18 protein-coding genes are annotated in these 24,031 nt (G+C 62.7%); 10 read left to right on the top strand and 8 right to left on the bottom strand.

The features are described 5' to 3' along the window. Nucleotides 1-651: 651 nt before the first annotated feature. Complete coding sequence (locus JSV65_05765; protein UCH35860.1) at nucleotides 652-2,403, top strand: glycosyltransferase family 39 protein; 1,752 nt, start codon at nucleotides 652-654, stop codon at nucleotides 2,401-2,403. Between the two features lie 384 nt (nucleotides 2,404-2,787). Here the strand turns inward: JSV65_05765 and JSV65_05760 are convergent, their stop codons facing one another. Continuing rightward, complete coding sequence (locus tag JSV65_05760; protein UCH35859.1) at nucleotides 2,788-4,851, bottom strand: hypothetical protein; 2,064 nt, start codon at nucleotides 4,849-4,851, stop codon at nucleotides 2,788-2,790. 590 nt (nucleotides 4,852-5,441) lie between these two features. On the opposite strand from JSV65_05760, the gene JSV65_05755 reads away from it, so the two are divergent. Beyond that, complete coding sequence (locus tag JSV65_05755; GenBank protein UCH35858.1) at nucleotides 5,442-6,515, top strand: exo-alpha-sialidase; 1,074 nt, start codon at nucleotides 5,442-5,444, stop codon at nucleotides 6,513-6,515. 301 nt (nucleotides 6,516-6,816) lie between these two features. Here the strand turns inward: JSV65_05755 and JSV65_05750 are convergent, their stop codons facing one another. The 4 genes from JSV65_05750 to JSV65_05735 form a co-directional block, all read right to left on the bottom strand. Continuing rightward, nucleotides 6,817-7,023, bottom strand: a complete 207-nt coding sequence (locus JSV65_05750) for a hypothetical protein (protein UCH35857.1) — start codon at nucleotides 7,021-7,023, stop codon at nucleotides 6,817-6,819. Between the two features lie 57 nt (nucleotides 7,024-7,080). Continuing rightward, nucleotides 7,081-7,470 carry a hypothetical protein gene (locus JSV65_05745; protein ID UCH35856.1) on the bottom strand — a complete coding sequence of 130 codons (390 nt, stop codon included), beginning with the start codon at nucleotides 7,468-7,470 and terminating at the stop codon, nucleotides 7,081-7,083. A gap of 90 nt (nucleotides 7,471-7,560) precedes the next feature. Further along, nucleotides 7,561-7,704: a hypothetical protein gene (locus JSV65_05740; protein UCH35855.1), complete on the bottom strand. Its 144-nt coding sequence runs from the start codon at nucleotides 7,702-7,704 to the stop codon at nucleotides 7,561-7,563. Then, entirely contained in the window at nucleotides 7,701-8,093 is a 393-nt protein-coding gene (locus JSV65_05735; GenBank protein UCH35854.1) for a helix-turn-helix transcriptional regulator, read from the bottom strand. The genes JSV65_05740 and JSV65_05735 overlap by 4 nt, the downstream gene beginning before the upstream one ends. A gap of 933 nt (nucleotides 8,094-9,026) precedes the next feature. Here JSV65_05735 and JSV65_05730 point away from each other — a divergent pair. The 6 genes from JSV65_05730 to JSV65_05705 all read left to right on the top strand — a co-directional run bounded on the left by JSV65_05730 (nucleotide 9,027) and on the right by JSV65_05705 (nucleotide 17,923). Then, nucleotides 9,027-10,319, top strand: coding sequence for an MFS transporter (locus JSV65_05730; protein UCH35853.1), 1,293 nt, complete (start codon nucleotides 9,027-9,029; stop codon nucleotides 10,317-10,319). A gap of 273 nt (nucleotides 10,320-10,592) precedes the next feature. Next, a complete protein-coding gene (locus JSV65_05725; protein ID UCH35852.1) occupies nucleotides 10,593-11,039 on the top strand; it encodes a hypothetical protein in 447 nt (148 codons plus the stop codon). A 411-nt stretch (nucleotides 11,040-11,450) separates the two neighbouring features. Then, entirely contained in the window at nucleotides 11,451-13,505 is a 2,055-nt protein-coding gene (locus JSV65_05720; protein UCH35851.1) for a CocE/NonD family hydrolase, read from the top strand. A 91-nt stretch (nucleotides 13,506-13,596) separates the two neighbouring features. Continuing rightward, on the top strand, nucleotides 13,597-15,063 hold the full coding sequence (locus tag JSV65_05715) for a hypothetical protein (GenBank protein UCH35850.1): 1,467 nt from the start codon (nucleotides 13,597-13,599) through the stop codon (nucleotides 15,061-15,063). A gap of 294 nt (nucleotides 15,064-15,357) precedes the next feature. Next, nucleotides 15,358-16,539 (top strand): metallophosphoesterase family protein, encoded by a 1,182-nt coding sequence (locus JSV65_05710; protein ID UCH35849.1) that lies wholly within the window; start codon nucleotides 15,358-15,360, stop codon nucleotides 16,537-16,539. A 232-nt stretch (nucleotides 16,540-16,771) separates the two neighbouring features. Then, entirely contained in the window at nucleotides 16,772-17,923 is a 1,152-nt protein-coding gene (locus tag JSV65_05705) for an exo-alpha-sialidase (protein ID UCH35848.1), read from the top strand. Nucleotides 17,924-17,977: 54 nt separating this feature from the next. Here the strand turns inward: JSV65_05705 and JSV65_05700 are convergent, their stop codons facing one another. Beyond that, nucleotides 17,978-19,735 carry a hypothetical protein gene (locus tag JSV65_05700; GenBank protein ID UCH35847.1) on the bottom strand — a complete coding sequence of 586 codons (1,758 nt, stop codon included), beginning with the start codon at nucleotides 19,733-19,735 and terminating at the stop codon, nucleotides 17,978-17,980. A gap of 363 nt (nucleotides 19,736-20,098) precedes the next feature. Here JSV65_05700 and JSV65_05695 point away from each other — a divergent pair, with 363 nt between their 5' ends. Beyond that, nucleotides 20,099-20,518, top strand: coding sequence for a hypothetical protein (locus tag JSV65_05695; protein ID UCH35846.1), 420 nt, complete (start codon nucleotides 20,099-20,101; stop codon nucleotides 20,516-20,518). Between the two features lie 68 nt (nucleotides 20,519-20,586). On the opposite strand, the gene JSV65_05690 is transcribed toward JSV65_05695, so the two are convergent. Further along, nucleotides 20,587-21,093: a DUF4375 domain-containing protein gene (locus JSV65_05690; protein ID UCH35845.1), complete on the bottom strand. Its 507-nt coding sequence runs from the start codon at nucleotides 21,091-21,093 to the stop codon at nucleotides 20,587-20,589. A gap of 174 nt (nucleotides 21,094-21,267) precedes the next feature. Continuing rightward, nucleotides 21,268-21,711 (bottom strand): hypothetical protein, encoded by a 444-nt coding sequence (locus tag JSV65_05685; GenBank protein ID UCH35844.1) that lies wholly within the window; start codon nucleotides 21,709-21,711, stop codon nucleotides 21,268-21,270. Nucleotides 21,712-22,182: 471 nt separating this feature from the next. On the opposite strand from JSV65_05685, the gene JSV65_05680 reads away from it, so the two are divergent. After that, nucleotides 22,183-23,907, top strand: a complete 1,725-nt coding sequence (locus JSV65_05680; GenBank protein UCH35843.1) for a glutamine--tRNA ligase/YqeY domain fusion protein — start codon at nucleotides 22,183-22,185, stop codon at nucleotides 23,905-23,907. Nucleotides 23,908-24,031 lie beyond the last annotated feature (124 nt).

The raw sequence follows: 24,031 nt of genomic DNA, 5'->3' as shown, positions 1-24,031 counted from the left end.
TGCTGCCTTTCGTAAAATTAAAGTCGATGGGATCATCTGTTTGCGGCCTGAGCCGCTGGCGACGTCACCTCAGAGAGTGACCTGCGGCTTTCGAGCAGGGGGAAACTGCTTGACCAGTACACTCCGTCATCGGAGTCCGCGACCTTGTCCACATATGGAGATACATTCGATCCCAGGTCGGTTCGTTTCCATCAAATAGCATTGGGACACCAGGAATGGGGCCTCGCACCGAGAGCTCTCGTCGTCTGGGCCTAGCGCAACCCTGTGCCCTGTGAGTTGTTGAATCGGGTTGAGGCAGGACGGACGCGTCGATGCACGAGCCTGACCGCAGCCGAGTCGCGTATGCAGCCACGGCCCCTTTGTAGGTGACCTGACGATCCGCGCGACCGAGACGGCTCAGGCGGCGGGATGGTGGGCGGTAATCCCGGTGTCAGCGAAGACGCGTCGCTCAACGGTGGCCGGCAGCGTCTAGGCTGGTTTGTCCGGCCTGATTTATTGCCCGTTGCCATGGACAACCCCGGATCGGGTGACCCCTCGATACGAGGGTAGCATCCATCTGTCGGCGAAGACAATTGGCCGGTGAATCACGAGATCCCACGGCCATCAAACGTCAAGGCAAGCCATTGGCTAGCCCTTTGGCCGACTCTGTTCTTGTTCCTGCTGCTGTCGCTGGTGCTGAACCACGCTTATCTGTCGGGCGGCTTCGTAGCAGACGACCTTCTCCTTGTCAATGCGTTGCGCCAACAACCATTGCCGTACTCCCGTTGGCTGGGGCTTTGGTCAGTTGGCATTGAGCAGGTTCCCGATTTCACCAACCTATGGTGGTTCGAACGGGGGACACAGGGGGGCTTCTTCCGTCCGCTCCCGAGTCTAATCCTCGAAGGGTCCTATCGGCTCTTCAAGGACAACGCATTGCCACTACATCTTCTGTCGATCGTTCTCCATGGACTTGTCGCGTTCACCACGTTCCGGTTATTCGCACGGCTGACCGGCAGGGCATTGGTCGCATTTGTGGCGGGACTGCTGTTCATCACCTGTGAGGACCATTCGCTGACTGTGGGATGGATCGCGACGATGACCGACCTACTATGCGTCACGTTCATTAACGCGGCGCTGCTTGCGCATGTCTCTTGGCGAGAGACTGGTCGTCCGATCCTGTTGGCGACATCGCTGCTATGCCTGGCCCTTGCGTTGACGTGCAAGGAATCTGCGGTGGTCGCACCGCTCTCCGTAGTGTTGCTGGAGTGGCTCTTGACGCGATCGGAGAAAGCGCCGTTTGCCCTAGCGATCAAACGATCGTGGTACAGCGCAGCAATACTGTTTGTGTTCTTGGCTGCCTATGAGCTGCTGCATCTCGGCGGAATGGGCAATCTCCTCTATCTCGATCCGTTGGCGCAGACTCGCCTATACCTGGGCAATGTCGCCACGGCGATGCCGGTGATGTTCTCGGGCGCGCTGACCCTGATCCCGCCGATCCTGACACTTTTCGCGCCTCACACTTCAGTGCCTTTGGCGCTGCTTGGTGGACTCGTCTGGCTCCTTTTTCTGTGGGGCATCTGGCCGATGCGGCGCGAGCCCGTGGTGCAGTGGTCGTTAGCGTTGTTCGTGCTGGCGCTACTGCCACAGGCTGCCACGGATCCTTCCGGAAGACTGCTCTACTATCCGTTCGTTCCGATGAGCTACCTATTGGCGCTCCTGCTCTGCACGACGGCGCCGTTGGCTCGCCGATGCCACCAACGAGGCGAAGAACCGCCGCGTCGCCCTCCGATTGCGCTGCCGACTCGGATCTGGGGCTGGTATGTTCTGATCGGCCTGTTCTTGCCTGGCGCGGTTTTTTCCGCTGTCCTGCCTAAGACGTACCTGGCGAGCATGCAGCGGCCTGAGCACGATGTACTGACGAGTCTGGACGTTGTCCGCGCCCACGTCGAGAAGAATCCCGACGGGACGGTGGTGATCCTCAACACAAGCGGGCAATTCTTGACGCTCTATGTCGGCGGCATTTACCAGTTCAACCTGCGGCGAACCGTGCCGACACGGATTCTCTCGAGCCTGAACGGACAGGTCACGCTTGAGCGCACGGGGCTGCGGTCTTTCGTCCTGAGCACCGACCGGCCCGGATGGCTGGGAAACCTGTTCGCTCGCGTTGTCCGCTGCAATCGGCAGTTGACCCCGGGACGCGTCTATCGAACGTCCTTGTTCGACGCCGCTCTCCGTCGGCTCACCCCAGACAGGACTGACGTTCTCTCCGTGGAGTTCCACTTCCGTCGACCGCTGGATGACCCGAGCTTGCTCTTCCTCACTTGGAACGGCAGAGCGTTCGTTCCGCTCGACGTAGCCGCACTTGAACTGGGGCGACGGATGCCGTTGGCGAACACTTCCGACATTTGGAGAAGCATGACGTAGCGCCCGCTCCGTAGGTTGCATCATGGCCCCAAACATACTGAGCAAGGGGTGGGGAGTGTCTGTCAGGTGGCCGTGAGCCTGGCACGCATGGTCTGGGAAACGTCGCGCGTGTCAAGCGTGAACGAAGCCGCCTCTACGCGCTCGCGCGCATTCCAAGCAACGCCATGTGCAGACGTGTCCTTGTCAACCACCCATGAAACCATTTGACGCGCTTCTTGAGCCGCGTGCCGTGCACACGGCCGCACACGCCGAGGAATTGGGGGCACGGGGTCAGTCGAGCGAATCTGAGGCAAGCCCAGAGGTGTCTCATTGCGATTTGACGGCCACAGCCTGGTCCTCCCGGGCCGCCGCTAGGCCTGCCCGCCTCCGCGGCTCACCAGTTCGTCAGCGAGGCGGCTCGATACGGACCACGCAGAGCCGCCGTGCCGGCAGTTCGAGCTCGACGCGTGTGCGCGGGCCTGCGACTGTCACGCGCTGCGCATGGAGGGGTCGATCCGATTCCGGGTCGAGCAGCGACAACGCGTACTCACCTGGGTTCAGCAGGTACAGTTCCGCCCCCATCTCGCGCGGCTCGACACCGAAGTGGAACAGCTCGGCCTCGAAGCGACTGGCCCCAGCATCCGTCACCAGGGCGGCAATCTCCCGAGGCGACGTCAGCCAGCGAACGGCATTCATGGGGAAGTAGCCAACTGCGCCGGGATCGCCTGTCGCCGTCGAGTAGAGAAGTTCCGGCCTTGGGCTGTGCACCTGGAAGCTGGGCTCGGCGAGCTTGACGTCGCCTTGGAATACCGCCGGGAAGCGCAGCACTCGATCGGTGTAGCGGACCTCGCTCGTGTAGCGCTCGAAGTTGTGAGCGAAGGCCCTGGCATTGTCCCGCAGGGCGGCGTGCAGCGGGTCGCGCTCGCCGGTCAGCCGGAAGGCCACGTGCGGGGATGCGCCCCCGCCCAACAGCCGGTCGAACTGGTCATCACCAGTGAGCAGGCGGTACTTGGCGATGGTGCCGGCAAGGAAGCCCATGCGTGCCGCACACCAGGCCTCGGAGCCGGGTTCTCCCTTCTGTGGGTCTTCGATGTGTCTCAGCCGAATGCGGGCCATGGAGCGAATCGGTTCAAGATACTTCTCGCTGGCGGTGATGTGGTATGTCAGCAGAAGCGCATCCGTCATTGCACCCATGGCGCTCGGCCATTGGTAGAGCGTCGGCTCGCTGTGGTTACGGGGATCCCACCAGTCCTTGGATAGTCCGCCAATCCCGCCGTCCGGCCAGTGGATGGCGGCGGGGATGATGCCGGCAGGCTTGCCGTTCTCGGCGCGCGCCGTCGCGTCCACCCAGGTGTCCATCCACGCGGTGAACAGCTCCGTCAGCTCGGTGTCTCGGGTCCGCTGCCAGTACAGCAACGCGGGCTGTATGGCGCGCACATGGTAGGGCGTGTCACAGGCCTTCTGCGGGTCGTCGTCGACCGCATTGAAGGTGAAGTACGTGCTCTTGAACTGGAGAAAGCCGCATTCGTTGCGCCCGGTCCACGGGTCGCGCATCAGCTCAGCGAGCCGCAGCGCCCGGCGCTGCCATACGTCGTCGTCGGGCCCGAGGTGCATCATGGGCAGAATCGCGTCGGTAGAGTCCTCCGCAGTGTGCTCGACGTCGGTCATCCGGGACGTATAGCCGCCCCGCATGTGCTCCTCGCTCATCAGCGCGTTGGAGAAGAAGGCCTGGGCGCCGGTGATCTTGGGGTCATGGAAGCCGATGAGCACCGGCACCCACCAGCGCCACATCTCACAGTCGTCGCCCCAACCTCCGCCGAACTCACCGTTCTCCTGCAGGCGGTGGTCGATCCACCACTCGACGATGTCGGCGATCCCCTCCAGGCCGACGCGCTGGTTGATTGCCCACTCCGGCGCGCCAGGGACTTGCGGCCACTGCCTCTCCCACGGGGTGGGCTCGCCCAGGTACATGCGGGCGATGCGGTTGTCGGGGAATGCCGCGTGGGCCTGCTCGAAGAACCCGCGCGCGATGTCGAACCACTCGGCGCGGCGGTCCGGGTAGCTCCAGATATTGCCGCTCTGCATCACGATTGTCAGCACCATCCGCCCACTGTAGAGATACGTCAACGGATGGAGCGGCGAATCCGGCGCGATGCCGAAGTCATAGCCCTTGGTTCTGCCGACCTGGCTGCTGTAGAAGTGGAGACGCTTGCCGTCCACCCACTGCTCGATGAAGGGGATGAGCTTGTCGAGGTCGGCGGCGAGGGCCGGGTCCAGGTCGGGCCTCTGCCGCAGTTGGCGCAACATCGCCAGCCGTTCGCCATCATCGTCGGCGTTGCCAGCCTTCTGCACCACTGAACTGATGGGCTCATCTGCTTCCTGACCGAACGTGGCAACCGTCAGACCGACCAGCAACAGGGAGCAGCCGATGCCGACTACCACCATAGCCCGTGCTCGGGCTCGTGCCATGATTACAGTCTCTCCTCTCCCGCGGAACCGGGACTCAGTTCCCTTTGCCTCTTCCGCCGCGAGCGTTCCCTTCTTTCCGGGCCATCCGCCATGTCTCGAGCGGGCGGAGCTCTAGGAGCGTACGTCGTTTTCGTCGCGCCAGCCCGGTGACCCTGTTATGGCCACCGGAGCAGCGAGAGACGAACGCGGTCGGGAACCCGGCCTAGAGCCCGCTATGCTGTGGCCTATCCGCGCGCGTCCTCGACCTGGATACGGGCTACCCGGAGTCATTGAACGGCAAGCTGCGGGATGAGTTGATCAACGTGGAGATCTTCGACACGTCGCTGGAGGCGCAGGCGTCGGCAGAGCGCGGCGCAGACACTGCAACACGATGCGGGCGCACAGCGCTCTGGCCTGCAGTGAGGCTTGTCAGGGCCAGCCCGTCCCAGACGGCTCCTGTTGGCTCTTGACGACCGCAGCCGGCCTCACATGCCCTTTGACCGCCAACAGAGGATTCGGCCGCGGCATCACGTCAACGGCAGGTGCACAAGGGGGCAGACAACGAACTAGGACAAACAACGCAGAAGGAGGGATTAGCGGATATGCTCTCAATGCCTTTTGGTCCCCTGGTTTTCTCGATCGGTGCCGCACGGTCCGGTGAAGGCGCAGGGCCGGTCGAACACCGTATCGTGTATCTCGAGGAGGGGCGGTTTGCCGGGTGGCCTGCCAACAACGGGATATGGTCATGGGGCGACGAGATCGTCGTCGGATTCACCTTGGGCCACTACAAGGCCAAACCCGATGGCCACCCCATCGACCCCGACCGCGGTTCAGTGGCGCGGCAGGCACGCAGCTTGGACGGAGGAGAGACGTGGACAATCGAAGCCCCGTCGTATCTTGACGAGAACGGACGCGAACGCGCGTCGCAAGGCCTCTCGGAAGCGATTGACTTTTCCCATCCCGACTTTGCGGCGCGCTTCAGAGGCGGCCAGTTCCTCTACTCCTTGGACCGCTGTCGAACTTGGCACGGCCCGTTTCAGTTGCCGGATTTCGGCCGGAAAGGATTGCTCGCGCGCACCGACTATATCGTAAACGGCACGCGTGATCTCATGGCCTTCATTGCCGCGGAGAAAGACGAAGGCGGCGAAGGCTGGCCGTGCTGTATCCGTACGACGGACGGGGGAAAGACGTGGGCGCTCGTGGGATGGATCGGGGAGCAGCCCGGGCCCGAGGGGTACGCGATCATGCCTTCGACCTTGCGCCTTTCAGATGATGCGCTCCTTTCGATCATACGCTGCGCCGGCGTCGAGGAAGGCAAGAAGCAGTGGTGGATCGAAGGCTATTTATCCCCGGATAATGGACGCAACTGGTATCGCCTGGCCGAGCCCACCGTCAACAACCATGGCAACCCGCCGCACATGATCTGGCTTCAGGACGGTCGCATCGCCTTGACCTATGGGTACCGCGCTGCGCCGTATGGGATCCGGGCGTTGATCAGCAGCGACCGGGGCAAGACGTGGGGCGAGGAGATCGTGTTGCGCGACGACGGCGCAGTGTGGGACCTGGGTTACCCGCGAACCGTCCAAAGGCCGGACGGCAAGTGTGTGACGGCCTACTACTTCAACGACAAGCAGCGGGTAGAGCGATACATCGCTTGCACCATCTGGGACCCGGGCCGGCCTTGAGCAGATGTTGCAGGGCGCAGCGATCAAGCGAGCGCGAGACCGGCTCAACGCGGTAGCACAACGCCGCTGAAGCTATTGGCGGAGGTTGTTGGTCCTCAGCAAGCTCGATCGGCGGCGCCGCGGCGGTTTCGTTGACGCTTGATCGGTACCCAGTGTCCCGATCCCTCCCCCATTTTGCCCGGGGACGTGTCTCCACAGATCCCACCGAATCGTCTTCGGGCACCCGGCAGCAGGAGCTATTGACACGCCGCCTTAGAGGAACACCGACAGCGTGGCGCGTGCGAACGTTAAGAGCGTAAGGTCAGGTTTTGGCCTGTTCTTCCAGCAGTTGGATGATGCGGTCGTTTTGCTCCCGGATGGCCGTGATGTTTAGGTACATCCACTTGGGTGGGAAGTTGTCAGGCATCTTGTCGAAGACTCGCTCGCAAACGCTGCCCATCTTCGGGCCGAAGTGATGAGCGGCGAGTATAGCACCCGCGATGACAGGCAACCATCGAAGCCCTTTCATGTCGAACACCTCCAGTTGTCGGCCGCAAAAGGCCGAAATCGGTTTCCCGGACCCCGCTCAGCAACGGCCGCGACGCCGTGCGCGCTTTCCAGCGGACAATATGATGCCGACGCCGATGAGGACGAACAGGATGGGGAAGAACGGCAGGTTGGTTCCGTAGAACCCAGCCACGCCCCAGGCCAGGGCCAGGGCGCCCAGCACGATGGCCCCGACACTTGGCTTGACAGCCCAGAGATAGCGGGCGACGTTCATCACGATCAGGATCACCCCGACGCCGATGGCCGCTGCCATCACCCACTTATCCTCTGGGATCCACGTCTCCGGAGAGAGCCAGATCCCGCCGAGCATGAGGAAGAAAAGTCCCCATCCGATCGCGTCCAGTTTCCGGCTCAGCTCACTCTTTTGCGCCTCCTGATCCACCGAAGGCTGACCGCTTTGCTCACTCATTGCACCCTTCCTCCTTTTGCCTTCCCACCAGGGCCTTAGTCCCCCCGCCGCCAAACCAAGGCGTCCCGCCAAGGGCCGAATCCGAACATTCTAGCCGCGGCAGACAGCGCCCTGGGCCGGCGTCAGAACGCAGCGGGACTGCAACAGTCCGCAGCATCTGCCGTCCGCCTTCGCGATCTCGCCATAGGCCTTGCCGACCGCCTGGCGGATATCCTCATTTGTCTCCGCGCTCACCGCTTGCCTTCGTTACGATGATCGGACACTTCCCGACCTTGCTGACAGAAACACGACTGCTGCTGCCCGACCTGGAGGGAGAAGAACTCTGCCAGCTCCCGCAAAGTGCCACGATCCACCCAGCATGCCACCCTCTGCCCTCGCCTCTCCATCTGGATGAGGCCGGACCGATGAAGTTCTTTGATATGGTGGGACACGGTCGAGGCGGCGATCCCAAGGTCACGGCCCAACTCGCCCACGAACGCAGTTGCCTGGTCGTCCGTGAGGCCAGCTGCCTCCGGCCCACAGCAAGATAATAGCCGCAGGAACACGCGGAGCCGGTTCGGGTTGGACAGCGCCCCGAACATGGCTGTGAAGTGCTGCACATTATTCGTGCGAGTATTCGACATATATCTAATTACAGCACACATAGTCGCCCGCGTCAAGTGGCGTGCGCTTCTCAAGCGCTGATGGAACCGGCCGAAGGGCAGCCCAGGCCTATGCCCTCGGTGCTGCTGTAGGTGTCGAGCCGCCATTGGCCGGCGCGCACCGCTCCCAATTCCTGCCATTCCCCGACCGAAAGGCTCTGGCATTGAGCCTCGCGACCTCGTGCACAACTCGACAACGTCTCGACCGGAGGTCGTCTTCGCCGACCATGACCCGAGTCCGGGAACTTCTCTCTGCCGGAACCGTGGGCGCGGTCTCCGGGCCTTGACAGCCGATTCACGCGCACGATCGGCCCGATTCCGCCGTCCCAAGACCAACAAGAACCGTGGGCTTGTTACTCCCTCTTGCCCTCATTCTGCGCCCACAATGGCATTTGACCTGTCGATTTCCCCAAGAACCCTGGACTTGCCCCAATCAGTCCACAGTGACAGGAGATGCCGATTCCTGACTCAAATCCGCCGGTTGCTGCAAAAGGTTTCGATTATCTGAGTCAATACGGGCCAGAGGAGGAGGGCCGCTGTCTAGCCGGATGGAAGAACAAGATCGGCAAGGACGCGGCCGTGCCTGAGCACATCGGGCTCACCACCGGCCAGGCTACGCGCCTCAGTGACTTGCGAGGATTCCCCGCTCGAAGAATCGGCCCCGAGGGCCTCTACTGGTTCTGCGGGCATGGCGAGTGGGAGTGTGAGTATCATGCCTTGGATCTGTGCCGAGAAGGACTTGCTAAGCTGCGCCGGAGGCTGGGGATCGGATGCAGCCAACAGGAGAAGTAGTGTCCGAGAGATGGCGCAAAGGAGCATGCTTTGCAGAGGAAGACGCTAGGCGAAAAAGCGAGGATTATCATCCCCATCGGGTTCGGCTTCTTCAAGGATAGCGCCGAGGACTTGGCCTTACCCATGCTGTTCCCTGCGATCCGCGCTTCGCTCTCGTTGACTTACGGCGCCGGTGGCGTGATTTACGCGGTGCGCACCATCATACAGACCATGAGCGGCCCGTTCTGGGGATTTGCCGCGGACCGCTACAACCGGAAATGGATTCTCGTCCTCGGTACCGGGATCTGGGGCACGCTGATGGCTCTGGCCGCCCTGGCTACTGACTACTGGGAGCTTCTGTTCGTGCGCGTGATCGCCTGCATTGGACTCGGCGCGCTCTACCCTGCGTCCTTCAGCATGTTGGCCGATGTATTCGGTCCTCATAGAAGAGGGCGGGCCATGGGAGCCCTGGGCATGATCGGGATGCTGGGGGTGGTGGCCGCCGCGGTGGGTTTCGGTCAATTGCTCGAAGTGTCCAACCGCGGGTGGCAATGGGGCATTATCGACCTCAACCCGGACACGGGATGGCGCTGGGCATTCGTGATCCTCGGCGCGGCCAGCGTCCTCGCCGGAATCCTGATTGCCCTCCTGGTGCGACATCCGGTGCGTGGCGCGGCGGAACCGGAGCTGGAAGGAGTCATGACCGAGGCCGATGCTGCACGTTTCCGCTTCAGAATGCTCGACGTCAAAGAGGTGCTGCGGAGCCGCACCATGTGGGTGAATCTGGTCCAGGGATGCTTCCTCATGACCACCCTGAATTCCCTGTCCATATACTTCGTTACCTGGCTTGTGGATGACCGCGGATTCGCGGAAGGACAGGCACCCATCATCTTCGGCGGCATGGTGCTGGCTCTGGCCATCGGCAGCCTGGTCGGGGGCATCGCCTGCGACGTCGCGGACGAGCGCTGGCCGCACCACGGCCGCGCCGCATTGTCCCAGGTGTCCATTGCGCTGTCTTTCCCGGCTATGTGGTACATGATCACCGCAGCCGAGGAGCTTAGAGCTATTCTGGCCTGCGGTGTATTCGCGGGATTCTTTCTCGAATGGACACGGCGGGGAGTCAAACAGCCCCTGGTTCAGGCAGTGATCCGGCCGGAGTTCCGCGCCACCGCCATGGCGATCACTGAGTTCTTCCAGGGCGCGGTGGCGTCGGTGGCCGTGATCGGCCTTGGCAAGTTCGCCGACATGTTCGAAAGCCACGGCCTGACCTATGCCCTCATGGTGGCCTGCGGCTCATGGCTTTTTGCCGGGGCGGCGGCTACCGCCTACTACTACGTCTATCCCGGGGAGTCCGAGCGCTTTCGAAGGCAGATGCGAGAACGCAGAGAGTTGATTACCGGCAGAACCAATGATAATGCTAGAAATGATGACGGATGAAAGGGTCTCTGTCGGTGAAATCGCCATGAGACACCGCTCGCAGGGAAGCGATGCGGGCGCGGGGAAGAGCGCTGCAGACGAGGAGCGTTGTGGCGCGTGGATAGCTGCGTAAACGCTCGTCAGGGGATTGCAGCCCGCCCTCGTGGGTCACGCCGACATGGAGAGCACGCTGCCTCCTGGAAGTAGGACGCACCGTTCCACCGCCCCCGGGGCCTGGACACCCAACTCCTCTCATGCTATCCGAGGATTGACACATGATTGCTGAGGGCCGACGTGAAGAGGGATGATCCCGCGAGCGCATTCACACAGAACATCGATGACCCGTCTCTCTGCATTGTCCGCACGGGTCGCGGTGAACGCCTATCCCAGGAATTGGCCGGTCTTCTCAATCCGGTCGATCCCGCGACCTTCCACCAGTTTCGGCTACCGCCCAACACGGATGTGGACTTGCACTACCACGACGTGGATGAGTACTGGTGGTTCACGGAGGGGAACCCGAGAGTGACCTTGCGCAGCCCGACCGGGGTGGTCAAGGAGTTCGCTCTGGAGCCCGGCGACATGGTCGCTTGCGTGCGCGGCGTCGAACACACGCTGACGGCGGATCACGAGCTCGTGTACTACCAGTTCTCAAGTGCGCCGACCGGAGGCGAGCGGCAAGGGCACCTCACACGCCAAGTCACAACCGACACCGGAGTGGGCCTGGCTAGCGAAACGCAGTGAGAGACCTCTCGCGGTCCGCCAGGCTTTCCCTATTGCACGGACCTCGATAGCTGCATGCCGAGCCCACGTCGCGCTGTCGTGTCCGGGCGTCTCGCATTGAGCCCCATTGGCGCGGCCCCAGCACAACCGCGGCGAGACTTCACCACGGAGGGATTATACCTGCGCGGAAAGGAAGCCATCCTGGGCCGGCGAAAAGCCCTGCACATGCTCACGATCGCGGCGCGGCGCGAGCATTACGGCAAGAACTCAGGAGCCAATCGCGACGCAGCCAGCCCTGCAGGCAGGGGAACCGTAACCTGCTGCGCAGCCGCGGACTCGGTGAACTGTGGATTCGCTGGAGGCGTCTTCGACACCGACATCGCGCATGGGAACCGCGACTGGTTCCAGCTCATGACAGGAGGATAGACACCCGTGAGGCGTTTCGTGTTCGTCTGGATCATCATGCTTGTGCTCGGGTTGAATGCCGTGGGCCTTGCCCAGGGCAATCCGGATAACCCACCGGAAAAGGTCAGCAAGCCTTTTACCTACTCGGGATACACGGCGCCTCAGTACAAGGCCATCGAGGTCTTTGCGGCCTACGTGCCTTTGTCCGACGGCGAGAAGCTGGCGGTAGACGTGTACCTTCCGCAGGACGGCCCGGAGCGGACGACATTCCCGGTCATCCTCGGCTACACGCCATACCAGCGTTCCTCCATTGACCCGAACTCCGGCAAGATACGCGACTTGACGAGCTCAGAGGAGGCGCGATTCTTCCTGTCCTATGGCTACGCGGTCGCGTACGCCGACATGCGGGGCACGGGGGCCTCCACCGGGTGGCTGATGGATTTCATGCCGCGGATCGCGCAGGACGGAAAGGAGCTGGTTGACTGGATCGCGGCTCAGCCCTGGTGCGACGGGAACGTCGGCATGTACGGCGGATCGTACGTCGGCTGGTCGCAGACGGCGGTTGCATCGCAGAAGCCTGCGGCGCTGAAGTGCATTGTCCCGGCCGTGATACCCCTCGAAGGCTACACGGGCGAGGTCTATCCCGGCGGGATCTACGTCCAGGGGTTCCTCAAGCACTGGTCTGAGTACATGTATCCGCTTCAGCGCAACTACTACCTGCCTGACGTGGGGATTCAGCCGGCCAAGCCGGTCATTGACGAGGACGGTGACGGCGATCTGGCTGACGAGATTCCCGTGGATGCAAACGGCAACGGCGGCTTCCTCGACGACGGCGATCCTCCCACCTACCGCGATGGCGTCGAGCGCAAGCATGTCTATTATGAGGCCACGCGGCGACACGACAGTGGCAATTACGACTACGCGTCGTGGGCTGCCAAACTGACGTTCATCGACGCGCGCAGCCCCCTCGGGCCGACGTTGTACGAACTGGGGCCGAACGCGCACGTACGCGGCATGATGGAGTCCGGAATCCCGATCTACAACTTGGGCGGGTGGTTCGACGGTTTCACCCGCGGCTCGTTCGAGTTGCAGTGCACGCTGCGGCCCACGAACCCGTCCAAGCTGCTGATGGTGCCAGGGTATCACGGTCTGGGTTCGGGGCCGTTCTGGGAGTTCCTCGGCGAAGACAGAACGCAGGTGCTGCAGATGCTGCTGACAGAGCATCTGCGATTCTTTGATCGCTACCTCAAAGGAATCGAGAACGGAGTGGACCTCGAGCCGCCCATCTACATCTACGTCATGAACGGCGGGGGCTGGCGGTTCGAAGACGAATGGCCGCTGAAGCGGCAGGTGTTGACGCGCTACTACTTCGATGCGAGCAACTGCTTGAGCGGACAGCGGGAGCAGGACGGCGCGGATACGTATGCGGCGGACTTCACCCACAGCTCAACCTACGGCACCAACGGCGGCAATCGCTGGCTGGGGATTGCGGGCGAGTCGCCCGACCAGATGCCGGATCGCACTGAGAAGGACAAGCAGTGCCTGATCTACACATCACCGGGTATGGATCGCGACACGGAGGTCACCGGGCATCCGATAGTGCGCTTCTGGGTCTCCTCGACCGCGGAGTACGGCGATTTCTTCGTGTACCTCGAAGACGTCGATGAAAACGGCGAGGCGATTCTGGTCACCGAGGGGCAACTGCGGGCCGGCTTTGCCGCGCTCCGCGACAACGACAGGATTATCGCGGGCGGCAAGTCGGGCATTGACGTGCTGCCCGACCTTCCGTGGCACGGCTACGAGAAGGCCGACTACACAGATCGCGCGCTTGCAGGCGGCGCAGTCGTTGCGCTGGTCATTGATTTTCACCCCACCTCCTGGGTCTTCCGGAAGGGGCATCGCATTCGGGTCGCAATCGCGTGCGCCGACTACCCGACCTATCAGCTGCATCCCAAGTTGAGCACGGGCAATGATCCCGGAGACGACGACAATATCGTCCCGACCATCACGGTCTATCGCGACGACGCACATCCCTCGCACGTGGAGCTGCCGGTGATCCCTGCGTCGGCCGAGCGGACGTGAGGTTTCGCGGCGCGAGGCTTACGGGCCGGCATGTTCGGCGGACATGCCAACCGATAGGTGCCGGGATGCTGACCGAGGACGGATTGCAGCAATGAGACGAGCGCTGGTGGCGATGACCGCGCTGGTTCTACTGACCGCAGCGGCAGCATGCAACGAGGACGCGGCAGCCGGGAGCGAAGCGATGTTCGGCATATCCCTCGGGGAACGGCAGTTGTTCTTGGACGATCACGGCGTGGCACAGATCGACAATCTCACGCGCACCATGCACCAGCCCACTAAGAAGGGCGCGGTGATTCGGCCTGACACCGACCGGGGTGAAACGGTCTTCCAGATCCGCAGCGCGCCGTGTTGGGATCGTGATGCCCAGGTTTTCAGATTCGCAGTGGCGGGCACCGGCGGGCCGACCACCGTCACCACGATCTGGGAAAGCAAGGACGGGCTCGATTGGCGACGAGGAGCGGTAAGTGATAGGCCGTTCTACTGCGTGGTGTATGACGGGACTGATCCCGACCCGCAACAACGCTACAAATCGCTGCAACATACGCCGGAAGGACTGGTTCCGACGGTATCCCCAGACATGGCGACCTGGACGCCATTGGATGCTGAGCCCATCTCCTCGTCAGACGAGTACAACCTGTCGTTCGACGAGAAACGGCACCTATTCATTGCCACCCCCAAAGTTGGCGGCCCGTACGGCCGCTCGGTTGCGCTGGCCACCAGCGCGGACTTCGAGAACTGGACCGACTACGGACTCGTGTTCCATGCCGATGACCTGGACCAGGAACTCGGCCGGCAGAACATCGAGGCGCGATTGGGCAATCCCGGGCTGCTTCAGCCATTCTACAATGACCCGGCCGTGTACAATGTTGATGTGTACAACATGGGCGTGTTCTGCTACGAGGGAGTCTACATCGGCTTGCCAGCGATGTACCACGCGACCGGTCCAATTCCCAACTATCCCAACACCGACGGCTTTCACCTGGTTCAACTCGCGTGCAGCCGAGATCTCAGGACGTGGCACCGCCTGGGCAACCGCGCAGCGTTCATCGGCCCATCGCCAAAGGACGAGAACGCCTACGACCTGACGCAGCTCATCGGGCCATCCAGCGCGGTGCTCCGCGGCGATGAGTTATGGTTCTACTACACCGGCCTCAAGTACCGCGCAAGTTGGGAGTACGTCGGCGAATACCCGCACGGCGAGACGGTTCCGCTTCCAGGTCTCGACCGTGATGCGGGCGCGATCTGCCTCGCGGTGCTGCGGCGGGACGGCTTCGTTTCCCTTAATGCCGGCGGCGATGGAGGTGCCGTCGTCACCGCGCCCTTCAGGATGTCGGGGCGTGCTCTCTTCGTTAACGTCGAAGCGCCCGAGGGCGAGCTGCGGGTCGACATCCTGGACAGGGACGGTAGCGTCGTGGCGGTTTCCGCTGCCATCGTTGGCGATGCGCCGCGCGCGCAGGTCAAGTGGCAGGGCGGCGACGTTGCCGGGCTGAGCGACCAGACCGTGAGCCTGCGCTTCACCTTGCGCAATGCCGACCTCTACTCATACTGGCTGGAGTGATTGGGATGCGAGAGGCGGACACGCAGGGGGCGGCGCGCCCGTTGACCTCGTATTAGACTCCCTGACCTCGTTCACATCTCCGCGGTGTCGGTGGCAGGTCGTTTTCATCCACCATCACTAGACAAGCCTGTGCCCGGAATCATCCTGCTTCTCCCGCGCTCAACGGCATAGGCGCCACACGACCGTGACCGGGCAGGAGACAGTCTCTTGCTCAACGAATGGCATGTCGGCCGCCAGGCGTGTGCCGCGCCTGGCGGCCCGGGGAGAGCAGGCTGTAGATAAAGGGAGGCCACAATGACTCGGAGCATCACCCGCCAGAGCGGGATCACCGCCGCGATCACGGTGTTTCTAGTCCTGGGGATTCTCACCCCCGTATGGACGCAGGGGCAGTCAACGATCGCCATTGGCCCGTACGTGCAGAACGTGGGCACCGACAACGCTACGATTTGCTGGGCGACAGTGAGCGGAGAGGTCACGGTCAATCCCCCGGCGGGCCATGACTCGATTGTCCGTGAGTACCAAACACACTCAGTGAAGCTGCGCGATCTGGAGCCGGGCACGACCTACACCTATAATCTGCAAGGAGACGCCGGCGACACCAGCCGCTGCACGTTCACCACCGTTCCCGAAGGCGAGCATCCGTTCAGCTTCGCCGTCGTGAGCGACACCCAGAACCGGGGCAACCCGGCGCACCGCCCCATCGTCGAGCGCATCATGGCCGGCAATCCCGACATGGTGTTTAATGCCGGCGATCTGGTTTCGGACGGCCGCGACATCGGCGACTGGGAGGAGTTCTTCCGCGTCAACCACGACCTCATGTGCAGCGTCCCGTACTATCCCGCGCTGGGCAACCACGACCGTGCCTCGGACCTGTATTTCCAGTTCTTCGTGCTGCCTGGGAATGAGCGGTACTACTCCTTCGACCGCGGCGCGGCGCATTTCGTCGTGTTTGACAGCCCCGGTCTGTACCTGCCGGAAGACAACCAGTCGCGTACGGCGGAAGATGAGAGACGCCATGAAGAGCGCGACGAGCGGTACTGGCAGCGGCAGATGCAGTGGCTCAGGGATGACTTGGCCAAGCACCAGGATGCGAAGTACATCTTCGTGTTCTTCCATTTCCCGCCGTACAGCGTCAAGGCGTCGCGGGTGGAGGGCAGCAAAGAGCTGCGCACCCGATTCGGCAGTGTCTTTCAGGACCACAAGGTCACTGCGGTCTTTAGCGGGCACGATCATCACTACCATCACGCGGTCGCGGGCGGGGTTCACTTCCTGGAGGGCGGGGTCGCCGGCGGCGGAGCGCGACCGATTGACGCGCCCCCTCTGCCGGAGACGGTCAAAGCCGAGAGCGTCGTGTGTTTCATGCGCGTTGATGTCGGCGCGGAGCAGGCAGACGTCCGCATCATTGATGTCGCGGGCAATACAGTGGACGAGTTCGAGTTATCCGCGCGGCCACAGCCAGCGACTGCGGCGAACTAAAAGAGCTCTCGACATCGCGTGGGCGTGCTGACACCGATGGCAGCGCCACGATGTCGCACTTGCCCGCGTGCGCACCAGGCCACGCCGGTGACGCGGGGGACGTATCACTGGCTCGTGACCGTCATCCCGCGGCAGCCAATCCGATGTGCAGGATATGCGCATGATGTGCGGGAAGGCTGTGCCGCTCTTGGTCGCTGCGCTCATTCTCGGCCCAAATGGAGGCGCTGTTCGGATGGCGGATCCTCAAGCCGCTCAAACCGCAAACGACCCCGCGCTCCAAGCGCCCGCCGTAAACGTCTGCCCCGGACCGGAATACGGGGACAGCACGCGCGCCTTCCAGGGTATTCCGGGCATCGAGCGCGCCAAGAATGGTCGCCTGTGGGCCGTCTGGTACGGCGGTGGGCCAGGGGAAGGGCCCCAGAACTACGTGGTGGCCGTGACCAGCGGCGACGACGGCGCAACGTGGAGCCCGCCGGTGGTCGTGATTGACCCACCGGGGAGCGTCCGGGCGTTCGATCCCTGCTTGTGGCATGATCCCGAGGGGCGGTTGTGGTTATTCTGGGCCCAGGCGTACCATCACTGGGATGGCCGGGCTGGAGTGTGGGCGATCATGACCGAGGACTCGGAGAAAGAGCATCCCGCCTGGTCGCCGCCGCGGCGCATCTGCAACGGGATAATGATGAACAAGCCCATCGTCCTCTCCACCGGCGAATGGCTTCTGCCGGTGGCCGTATGGCAGTCGCCCGCCGACTTCGACGACCCGCGCTTCACACACAACCTGGGCTCGGAGGTGGGATCGAATGTGTTCCGTTCCACCGACGCGGGGGCAACCTTCTCCCTGCTGGGCCAGGCGCACATTCCTCAGGCCTCTGCGGATGAGCATATGATCGTGGAGCGCAACGACGCCAGCCTGTGGATGCTGGTGCGCACGCGCTACGGCATCGGCGAAAGCATTTCCACGGACCGAGGCGAGACGTGGAGCCCGGGAGCGCCCTCCGCCATCCAGCACATTCCGACCGCGCGCTTCTTCATCCGCAGGCTGAGTTCGGGGAAGCTGCTGCGCGTCACACACGACCCGCCCGACGGCAAGACGCGCTCCCACCTCACGGCCTATTTGTCCTATGACGACGGCACGAGTTGGTATGGCGGCCTGGTCGTGGATGAGCGATCTCAGGTGTCCTACCCGGATGCGGTGCAAAGCCCGGACGGCACGATCTACCTGGTCTATGATCGCAATCGTCGCTCGGACAGGGAGATACTCATGGCCGCGTTCACCGAAGAGGATGTTGCCCGCGGGCGGTTCTCGTCGGCGTCGCGACAGCGCGTGCTGGTGAACCGAGCCGGGGGCAAGCCGGCACGGCAGCAGCCGACAGATGGGGACTAATGCGCGGTCACTTCACGTGTGCGCCGGAGTATATCTCTCAAGGGCAAGACTCGATCACCGCGCGTAGCCGAAGCTCTGGGGCGGCGCGGTGAAGAGGCCGTCGTTCAGTTTCTCCACCGTCCCGCACTCGCGGTCACCCTCAAGGGTCGCCTCGGTCATGATGCGCACCTCGGTCGCCTTGAGCCCCGATATACGGACCGGCAGCACTTGGTCGCTCCGGTTGACCCAGAAGAGGGTGTCTCCCGCGATCGATCCTATCACGGCGTCGGGGTGTGACGATTCGCAGGTGCGCACGGTATCGCCCGCTTTGGTCAGCTTGGAGAACATCGCCCACGCATGATAGACGGGTCGCGGTTTCCAGCCGTTGTCCCTGAAGTCCCATAGCCCGTAGTTCATGAATCCGCCGCCGGGATAGTAAACCTCGTGCAGGCACCAGATCGAGAATCCGGCCACGCCCCGGTTCAGCCCCTCGATCACAAATGCGGCCGTCCACACCGCGTAGGGGTACGTCTCCATCAGCGGGTTCTCCAACGTGCCCGAGCGTGCGTCCTGGAATCCGAACTCCCCGATCACGAAGGGCTTCTTCTGACGATGCTGGCCGATCAGCGCCAGCCGATCGTCCATGGACAACGGCGCGAGAGGCCGGTTGGGGTACTGCACGTAGAAGTGCGATGAAAAGAGGTCGGCGGTCTGATAGTACTCGTTGTCCTGCACGCAGCGCGTAAACCAATCGAGGCCGCTGGTGTCGTCGCTGCCGACGATACGCACGCGCAGTCCCCGCTTCTCGAACTCTCGCTTCACCAGTCGGTGCAGCTCAAGGAAACGGTTGAAGTCATATCCCATGTGAACAAACGACCCGTTCGGCTCGTTCGTAAGGGTCCAGTCGCCGACGCAGGTGTATCCCTTGTCCTTGATGAGATGCTCGAACAGCGCGCCGATCGCGCGCGCTGCACGTTCCGGCTGGCCGTACGGGTCGGTCATCCCCCACTCCACGCCCGTGACGTTCACGCGCGCCCCGATCTTCTGGTAGAGGTCGAGCGTGCGGTAGTGGCTCCGCATGTTGGGGCTACCAAACGTGAAGGTCTCCCAGTCGCCGCTCGGACACCAGTCCTTGTACCAGCAGAACATGCGCACCCAGTCGGGGGCCATCCATTTGATGCGGGCCTCGCGGATTGCGATATCCTCGTCCGTAACGCCGTGTCCGGCGTTCTCCGGGCTGTAGAACCAGCCGTCGTCTTCCGCGCCAAAGCCGATCAGTGGATCACAGACCACCTTGTCAGTCGCTCTGAGGGTCACGGTGCCGGTGACCGGCGCCGCCGAAACAGCGCCCACCCGAACGAGCGTTGCAGTGTCAAAGAACGCCTGCCCGCGTCCGTTCAGCAGAAGGCAGAAGCGCGCCTTGACGCAATCCTCGGGCGCGATTGCACGCACGACCAACTGCGTCCACTTCCCATCCCTCGGCGCCGCCTCGGACTGGGAGAAAGTCATGCGCTGTTCATCGGCATCGTAGAACTCCAGCGCCGCGTACGCGCCAAACCCGTCGCGCACATCCCTGCCCATGGCCTCAACCCGGGCCTCGAGCACCTCCCCCGGCTTCACTGCGGTTTCCTGGTACAAGCACGGGAACCCCACCTCCGCACCGTCCTCGACGATGATGGACGCCGCGCTGCGGCCGTCAACCGACGAGGGCTGCGCGAGGTTGGCCCCGACCGCAGCGTGCCAGCCTGCCAGCCCGCGGTCAAACCCCGGAGTGGCGAGCATCTGCCGCCCGCCCGCTCCAATCGCCAATACTGCGATCATGCCCGCTATCATCAGGCGCCATCCTCCAAGGATCGAGGACTTCGATCGACGTTGTTGTTTTCGGCCGCAGACACCGCGCACCTTCACGGGTATTCGACGCAGAGACGGCTGAGCGAATCACGGGAACGTGCGGCTTGGTGCCCTGCGCGAACTGGAGTGAACAACCAGCGGGTGCCGCTGGCGATCGCCAACTTCGCGCGTCTATCGTCTGCCGCAACCGAGGGAACCTAACGTCCGTATCTCCAATTCGTCGGCGCCCTGCAGCTCGAATGGCAGACAGGCACCGCAGAGAAGGACGCATGCGCGCGGTGAAACAATAGCCGAGTGAGAATTCGCAGCGGTCGGGTGCAAGACTGTCTGACCGTAGAAAGTCGAGTGATTGACTTCGAGGTTATTCTCATAACCGTGGCAGTGGTCTCTGGCGGCCTGGCCTTCTGGCTATGGAGGGCAGGCGACCTAAAGAGATCGCTTGCGCGGTCGCGGGAGAAGGTGCTCGTCGGGCCCGAAACCGGCTTCTATCAGGGCATGATTGGCGGCATCATCTCCGCCAAGACCTACGGCGTGATCGCGCTCACCGACCGCAGGCTCATTTTCAGGAAACCGATTGGCCGGGACACTGAGATCCCGCTGTCGGACATCGCGGAGATCCGCGATGACCAATGGTTCGCAGGAAACTACCGCGGCGGCCGCAAGTTCCTGATCCTGAAGTTGACTGACGGAACGGAGACCGCCTTCCAGGTCAAGAACCACGACGGCTGGATGCGCGAACTCGGATCGGGACTCTCGGCGGCATAGACGCGTAATGCCCCGATACGCCGACCGCGGCGGCTAACCGAGACGGTTCTCCGCTGCATGAGCCCATCTCATGTCAGGCGAATCGCGTCTCTGTTATTCCTGATGAACTCGAACAGCGGAATCGAGAGATCCCCCGCGCTCTCGAAATAGCGATCATCGCACTCCGCCAGCTCGTCGTCGCGTTCCTCACTTGCCTGGGCCATCGCGCGGTCGATGGCATCGCCCGCAACAGGCCCTTGAATGCCGAGGGTGTTAATCGCGTCTTGAGTGAGCGCAGCGACTTTAGGGCAGCCAATGCGAGTGAGGGCGTCGACGATTATCGGGGCGAACTCGTTGGACGTGTTGGCGAAGAACTGACCGTATCCCCCGTTGTTTACCTCCCTCTCGAGCGCCTCAACGGCGAGGATAATGGATTCCTCGTCCGTCAGGTTCTCTGTTCCGACACGCGCAGCTTTCCGACCGAGGGCCTCCTCAAATGCGGCGACGAGTGAGTCGATCCGATACTTTCCCTCAAGTGCGATGAGATCATCTGTCGACTGCTCTGAGTATCCGTCCAGCCACGGTAACTCGTGCATCTTCGCCTCCCTTCCGCGGTTGTCACTGGCAAACGGTCCGGGGCTGCACCCCGACTTACGTATCACGTGGCCGACGTTGCGCCGAAGACGCACGCTGCCCGCCACAGAGCCATCCAGGCGCCCTCAGAAGGTGGTTTGCGACAAGCGCGGCGCCTGGTCGGTCGCCGAGGCGGTCTATGACCCGCCCGCTGGCACTGCAGCCTGATGACTGCCGGATGGTCGAGCAAGAAGATACCGGAACGGGAGCGCGATCAGGTCTCCGATGATGTACGTCGCGAATATCGCGGCAATTGGGAGACCGTACCCGGGAAATCGCCCCGTGATAAGCAGGGGAACAAGCACCGCGACGAACCAGATTGACTTGTAGCACAGCTGGAGCAGCAGAACCGGCGCAAACTTCAGGGGATCGCGCAAGCCGAACGCAGACAGGAGCCCAAAGGCGACGTAAACGCTGCCCAATATGCCCAGGGCAACGGGCTCGTCCACGGGCCAGCGAAATGCTGCCTTGACCGCTTGCGGCGCGGTCACGATTCCCACTCCCATTGCGCCCGCTCCCACAATGGTGTAGAGATACATGAACCTCAGCCAGCCTTCCCGAATTACGAACGGCTTCTGCATTTCCGCCATCTCCTTGCCATCGCCGCGCAAGCCAGCAGGCATCGATCATCCCTGCCTTGCCAGGGGAATCTCTGCGGCGTGATTCTATCACTTCTCAAGCCTTCTGGGCGCCCATATTGAACGCGTCAAATCTCCCGACTTCGCCTTCGACCTAACCGCACGCGGCACTCCCGTCGCGGACATCGCCTGCTGTGAGCTACGGATTGTCCAAGCAAAGCCTTAGCGCAGCCTGAGCCAGTCTGCCGAGCCGGGGGCGCACGGGCGCCACTGCCCCAACGCCCTTGCCTTTCTTTCTCCAAGCCGGGACTCTATCCCATGTGGAACCGTTCACTGCCAAGCATTCTGACCGACACCGCCGCTTCGCTTTTCCTTGACCATTCCATGAGTGCTGTGGCAGAATCATGTCCGGCGGTCGAGGAAAAGCGGAATCCCGGTTTCGGGATACCGGTCGGGAGAGAGGCGGTTTTCAACATGGCTGGAACGCACAAGCCGGATGCGGCGAATACGAGCGGGGATCGCGGCGAACCGTCAACCGACTTCATCCGCGAGGCGGTCAAGGAGGACTTGCAGAGCGGCAGGTTCGACCGCGTGCACACGCGCTTTCCGCCTGAGCCGAACGCCTACCTCCACATCGGCCATGCGAAGGCGATCTGGATTGACTACGGCATCGCCCAGGAGTTCGGCGGCCTGTTCAACCTGCGGTTCGATGACACCAACCCCGTCAGGGAAGAACAGGAATTCGTTGACGCCATCATCGAGGACGTGCGCTGGCTTGGGGTTGACTGGGGCGACCGGCTGCTCTTCGGCTCCGATTACTTCGAGCGGCAGTACGAGTTGGCCATCGAACTCATCAAGCAGGGCAAGGCCTATGTCTGCGACCTGTCGCCGGAAGAGGTCATCGAGACGCGCGGCACGCCGACCGAGCCTGGCGTTGAGAGCCCGTACCGCAACCGCAGCGTCGAGGAGAATTTGGACCTGTTCCAGCGCATGCGCGCGGGCGAGTTCCCGGACGGGTCGCGCACGCTTCGCGCTCGAATTGACATGGCTTCGGGCAACCTCAACCTTCGCGATCCCGTGATGTACCGTATCCGGCACGCCGAGCACCACCGCCAGGGCAACAACTGGTGCATCTACCCGATGTACGACTGGGCGCACCCCTTGCAGGACTCCATTGAAGGGATCACGCACTCCCTGTGCTCGCTGGAATACGAGAACCACCGTCCGCTGTATGACTGGTTCCTGGATCAGCTCGGCATCTTCCACCCGCGCCAGATCGAGTTCGCGCGCCTTAACCTGTCGTACACCGTGATGAGCAAGCGTCGGTTTATCGAACTCGTCAACGGCGACCGCGTCCGCGGGTATGATGACCCGCGCTTGCCGACATTGGCCGGGCTGCGGCGGCGCGGCTATACCCCGGAGGCCATCCGCGAGTTCTGCAGCAGGATCGGAGTGGCCAAGAACTACAACGTGGTTGATGTCGCCGTGCTGGAGGACTGCGCGCGCGATGACCTGAACAAGCGGTCACCGCGCGTGATGGCAGTGATGAACCCGTTGAAGGTCGTCCTGGTCAACTACCCCGAGGGCCAGGTCGAGGAACTGGATGCCGTGAACAATCCCGAGGATCCGAGCGCCGGGACGCGCAAGGTGCCGTTCGCGCGCGAGTTGTTTATCGAGCGCGAAGACTTCCGTGAGGAGCCGCCGCCGAAGTTCTACCGCCTGGCTCCGGGGCGAGAGGTGCGACTGCGCTACGCCTACTTCATCAAGTGCGTCGATGTGGTGAAGGACGAGCGCGGCGAGATAGCGGAGGTGCATTGCACCTACGATCCGGAGACGCGGGGCGGCGATGCGCCGGACGGCCGGAAGGCCAAGGTCACGCTGCATTGGGTTTCGGCGCAGCACGCGGTTCCCGCGGAGGCGCGCATCTACGACCACCTCTTCGTGAAGCCGGATCCCGACGAAGTGGAAGAGGGGCAGGACTACTTGTCAAACCTGAACCCAAAGTCACTGGAAGTGACGACCTGCCATGTGGAGCCAAGCGTCATCGGCACCCCGCCGGGCACGCGCTATCAGTTCGAACGGCAGGGGTATTTCTGCGTTGATCCCGACTCGACGCGGGAGAAGCTTTGCTTCAACCGCACGGTTACCCTGCGCGACACCTGGGCCAGGGCGCAGAAGGCGATGAAGAAACGCCGCTGAGCCGTGGTATTCCTAAGCAGCAGTTGTCATGCGCGCCGGCAACGTGCGGCCGCGACGGGTGTCGCTTCGACTCGCGATCACCGCCGCCCGCCAAATTGACTGCCTGGGGAGACCCAGATACTCT

Source organism: Armatimonadota bacterium (assembly GCA_020354555.1).
Classification (GTDB): domain Bacteria; phylum Armatimonadota; class Hebobacteria.
The sequence above is the reverse complement of the archived record's forward strand: the minus strand, read 5'-3'. Positions and strand labels throughout refer to the sequence as shown.

Excerpts from the sequence above, each read along its gene's own strand:
- JSV65_05760 (UCH35859.1), bottom strand. The coding sequence starts at position 4,851 with ATGGCACGAGCCCGAGCACGGGCTATGGTGGTAGTCGGCATCGGCTGC.
- JSV65_05755 (UCH35858.1), top strand. The coding sequence starts at position 5,442 with ATGCCTTTTGGTCCCCTGGTTTTCTCGATCGGTGCCGCACGGTCCGGT.
- JSV65_05750 (UCH35857.1), bottom strand. The coding sequence starts at position 7,023 with ATGAAAGGGCTTCGATGGTTGCCTGTCATCGCGGGTGCTATACTCGCC.
- JSV65_05745 (UCH35856.1), bottom strand. The coding sequence starts at position 7,470 with ATGAGTGAGCAAAGCGGTCAGCCTTCGGTGGATCAGGAGGCGCAAAAG.
- JSV65_05735 (UCH35854.1), bottom strand. The coding sequence starts at position 8,093 with ATGTCGAATACTCGCACGAATAATGTGCAGCACTTCACAGCCATGTTC.
- JSV65_05730 (UCH35853.1), top strand. The coding sequence starts at position 9,027 with ATGCTGTTCCCTGCGATCCGCGCTTCGCTCTCGTTGACTTACGGCGCC.
- JSV65_05715 (UCH35850.1), top strand. The coding sequence starts at position 13,597 with ATGAGACGAGCGCTGGTGGCGATGACCGCGCTGGTTCTACTGACCGCA.
- JSV65_05710 (UCH35849.1), top strand. The coding sequence starts at position 15,358 with ATGACTCGGAGCATCACCCGCCAGAGCGGGATCACCGCCGCGATCACG.
- JSV65_05705 (UCH35848.1), top strand. The coding sequence starts at position 16,772 with ATGGCGGATCCTCAAGCCGCTCAAACCGCAAACGACCCCGCGCTCCAA.
- JSV65_05700 (UCH35847.1), bottom strand. The coding sequence starts at position 19,735 with ATGATAGCGGGCATGATCGCAGTATTGGCGATTGGAGCGGGCGGGCGG.
- JSV65_05690 (UCH35845.1), bottom strand. The coding sequence starts at position 21,093 with ATGCACGAGTTACCGTGGCTGGACGGATACTCAGAGCAGTCGACAGAT.
- JSV65_05685 (UCH35844.1), bottom strand. The coding sequence starts at position 21,711 with ATGCAGAAGCCGTTCGTAATTCGGGAAGGCTGGCTGAGGTTCATGTAT.
- JSV65_05680 (UCH35843.1), top strand. The coding sequence starts at position 22,183 with ATGGCTGGAACGCACAAGCCGGATGCGGCGAATACGAGCGGGGATCGC.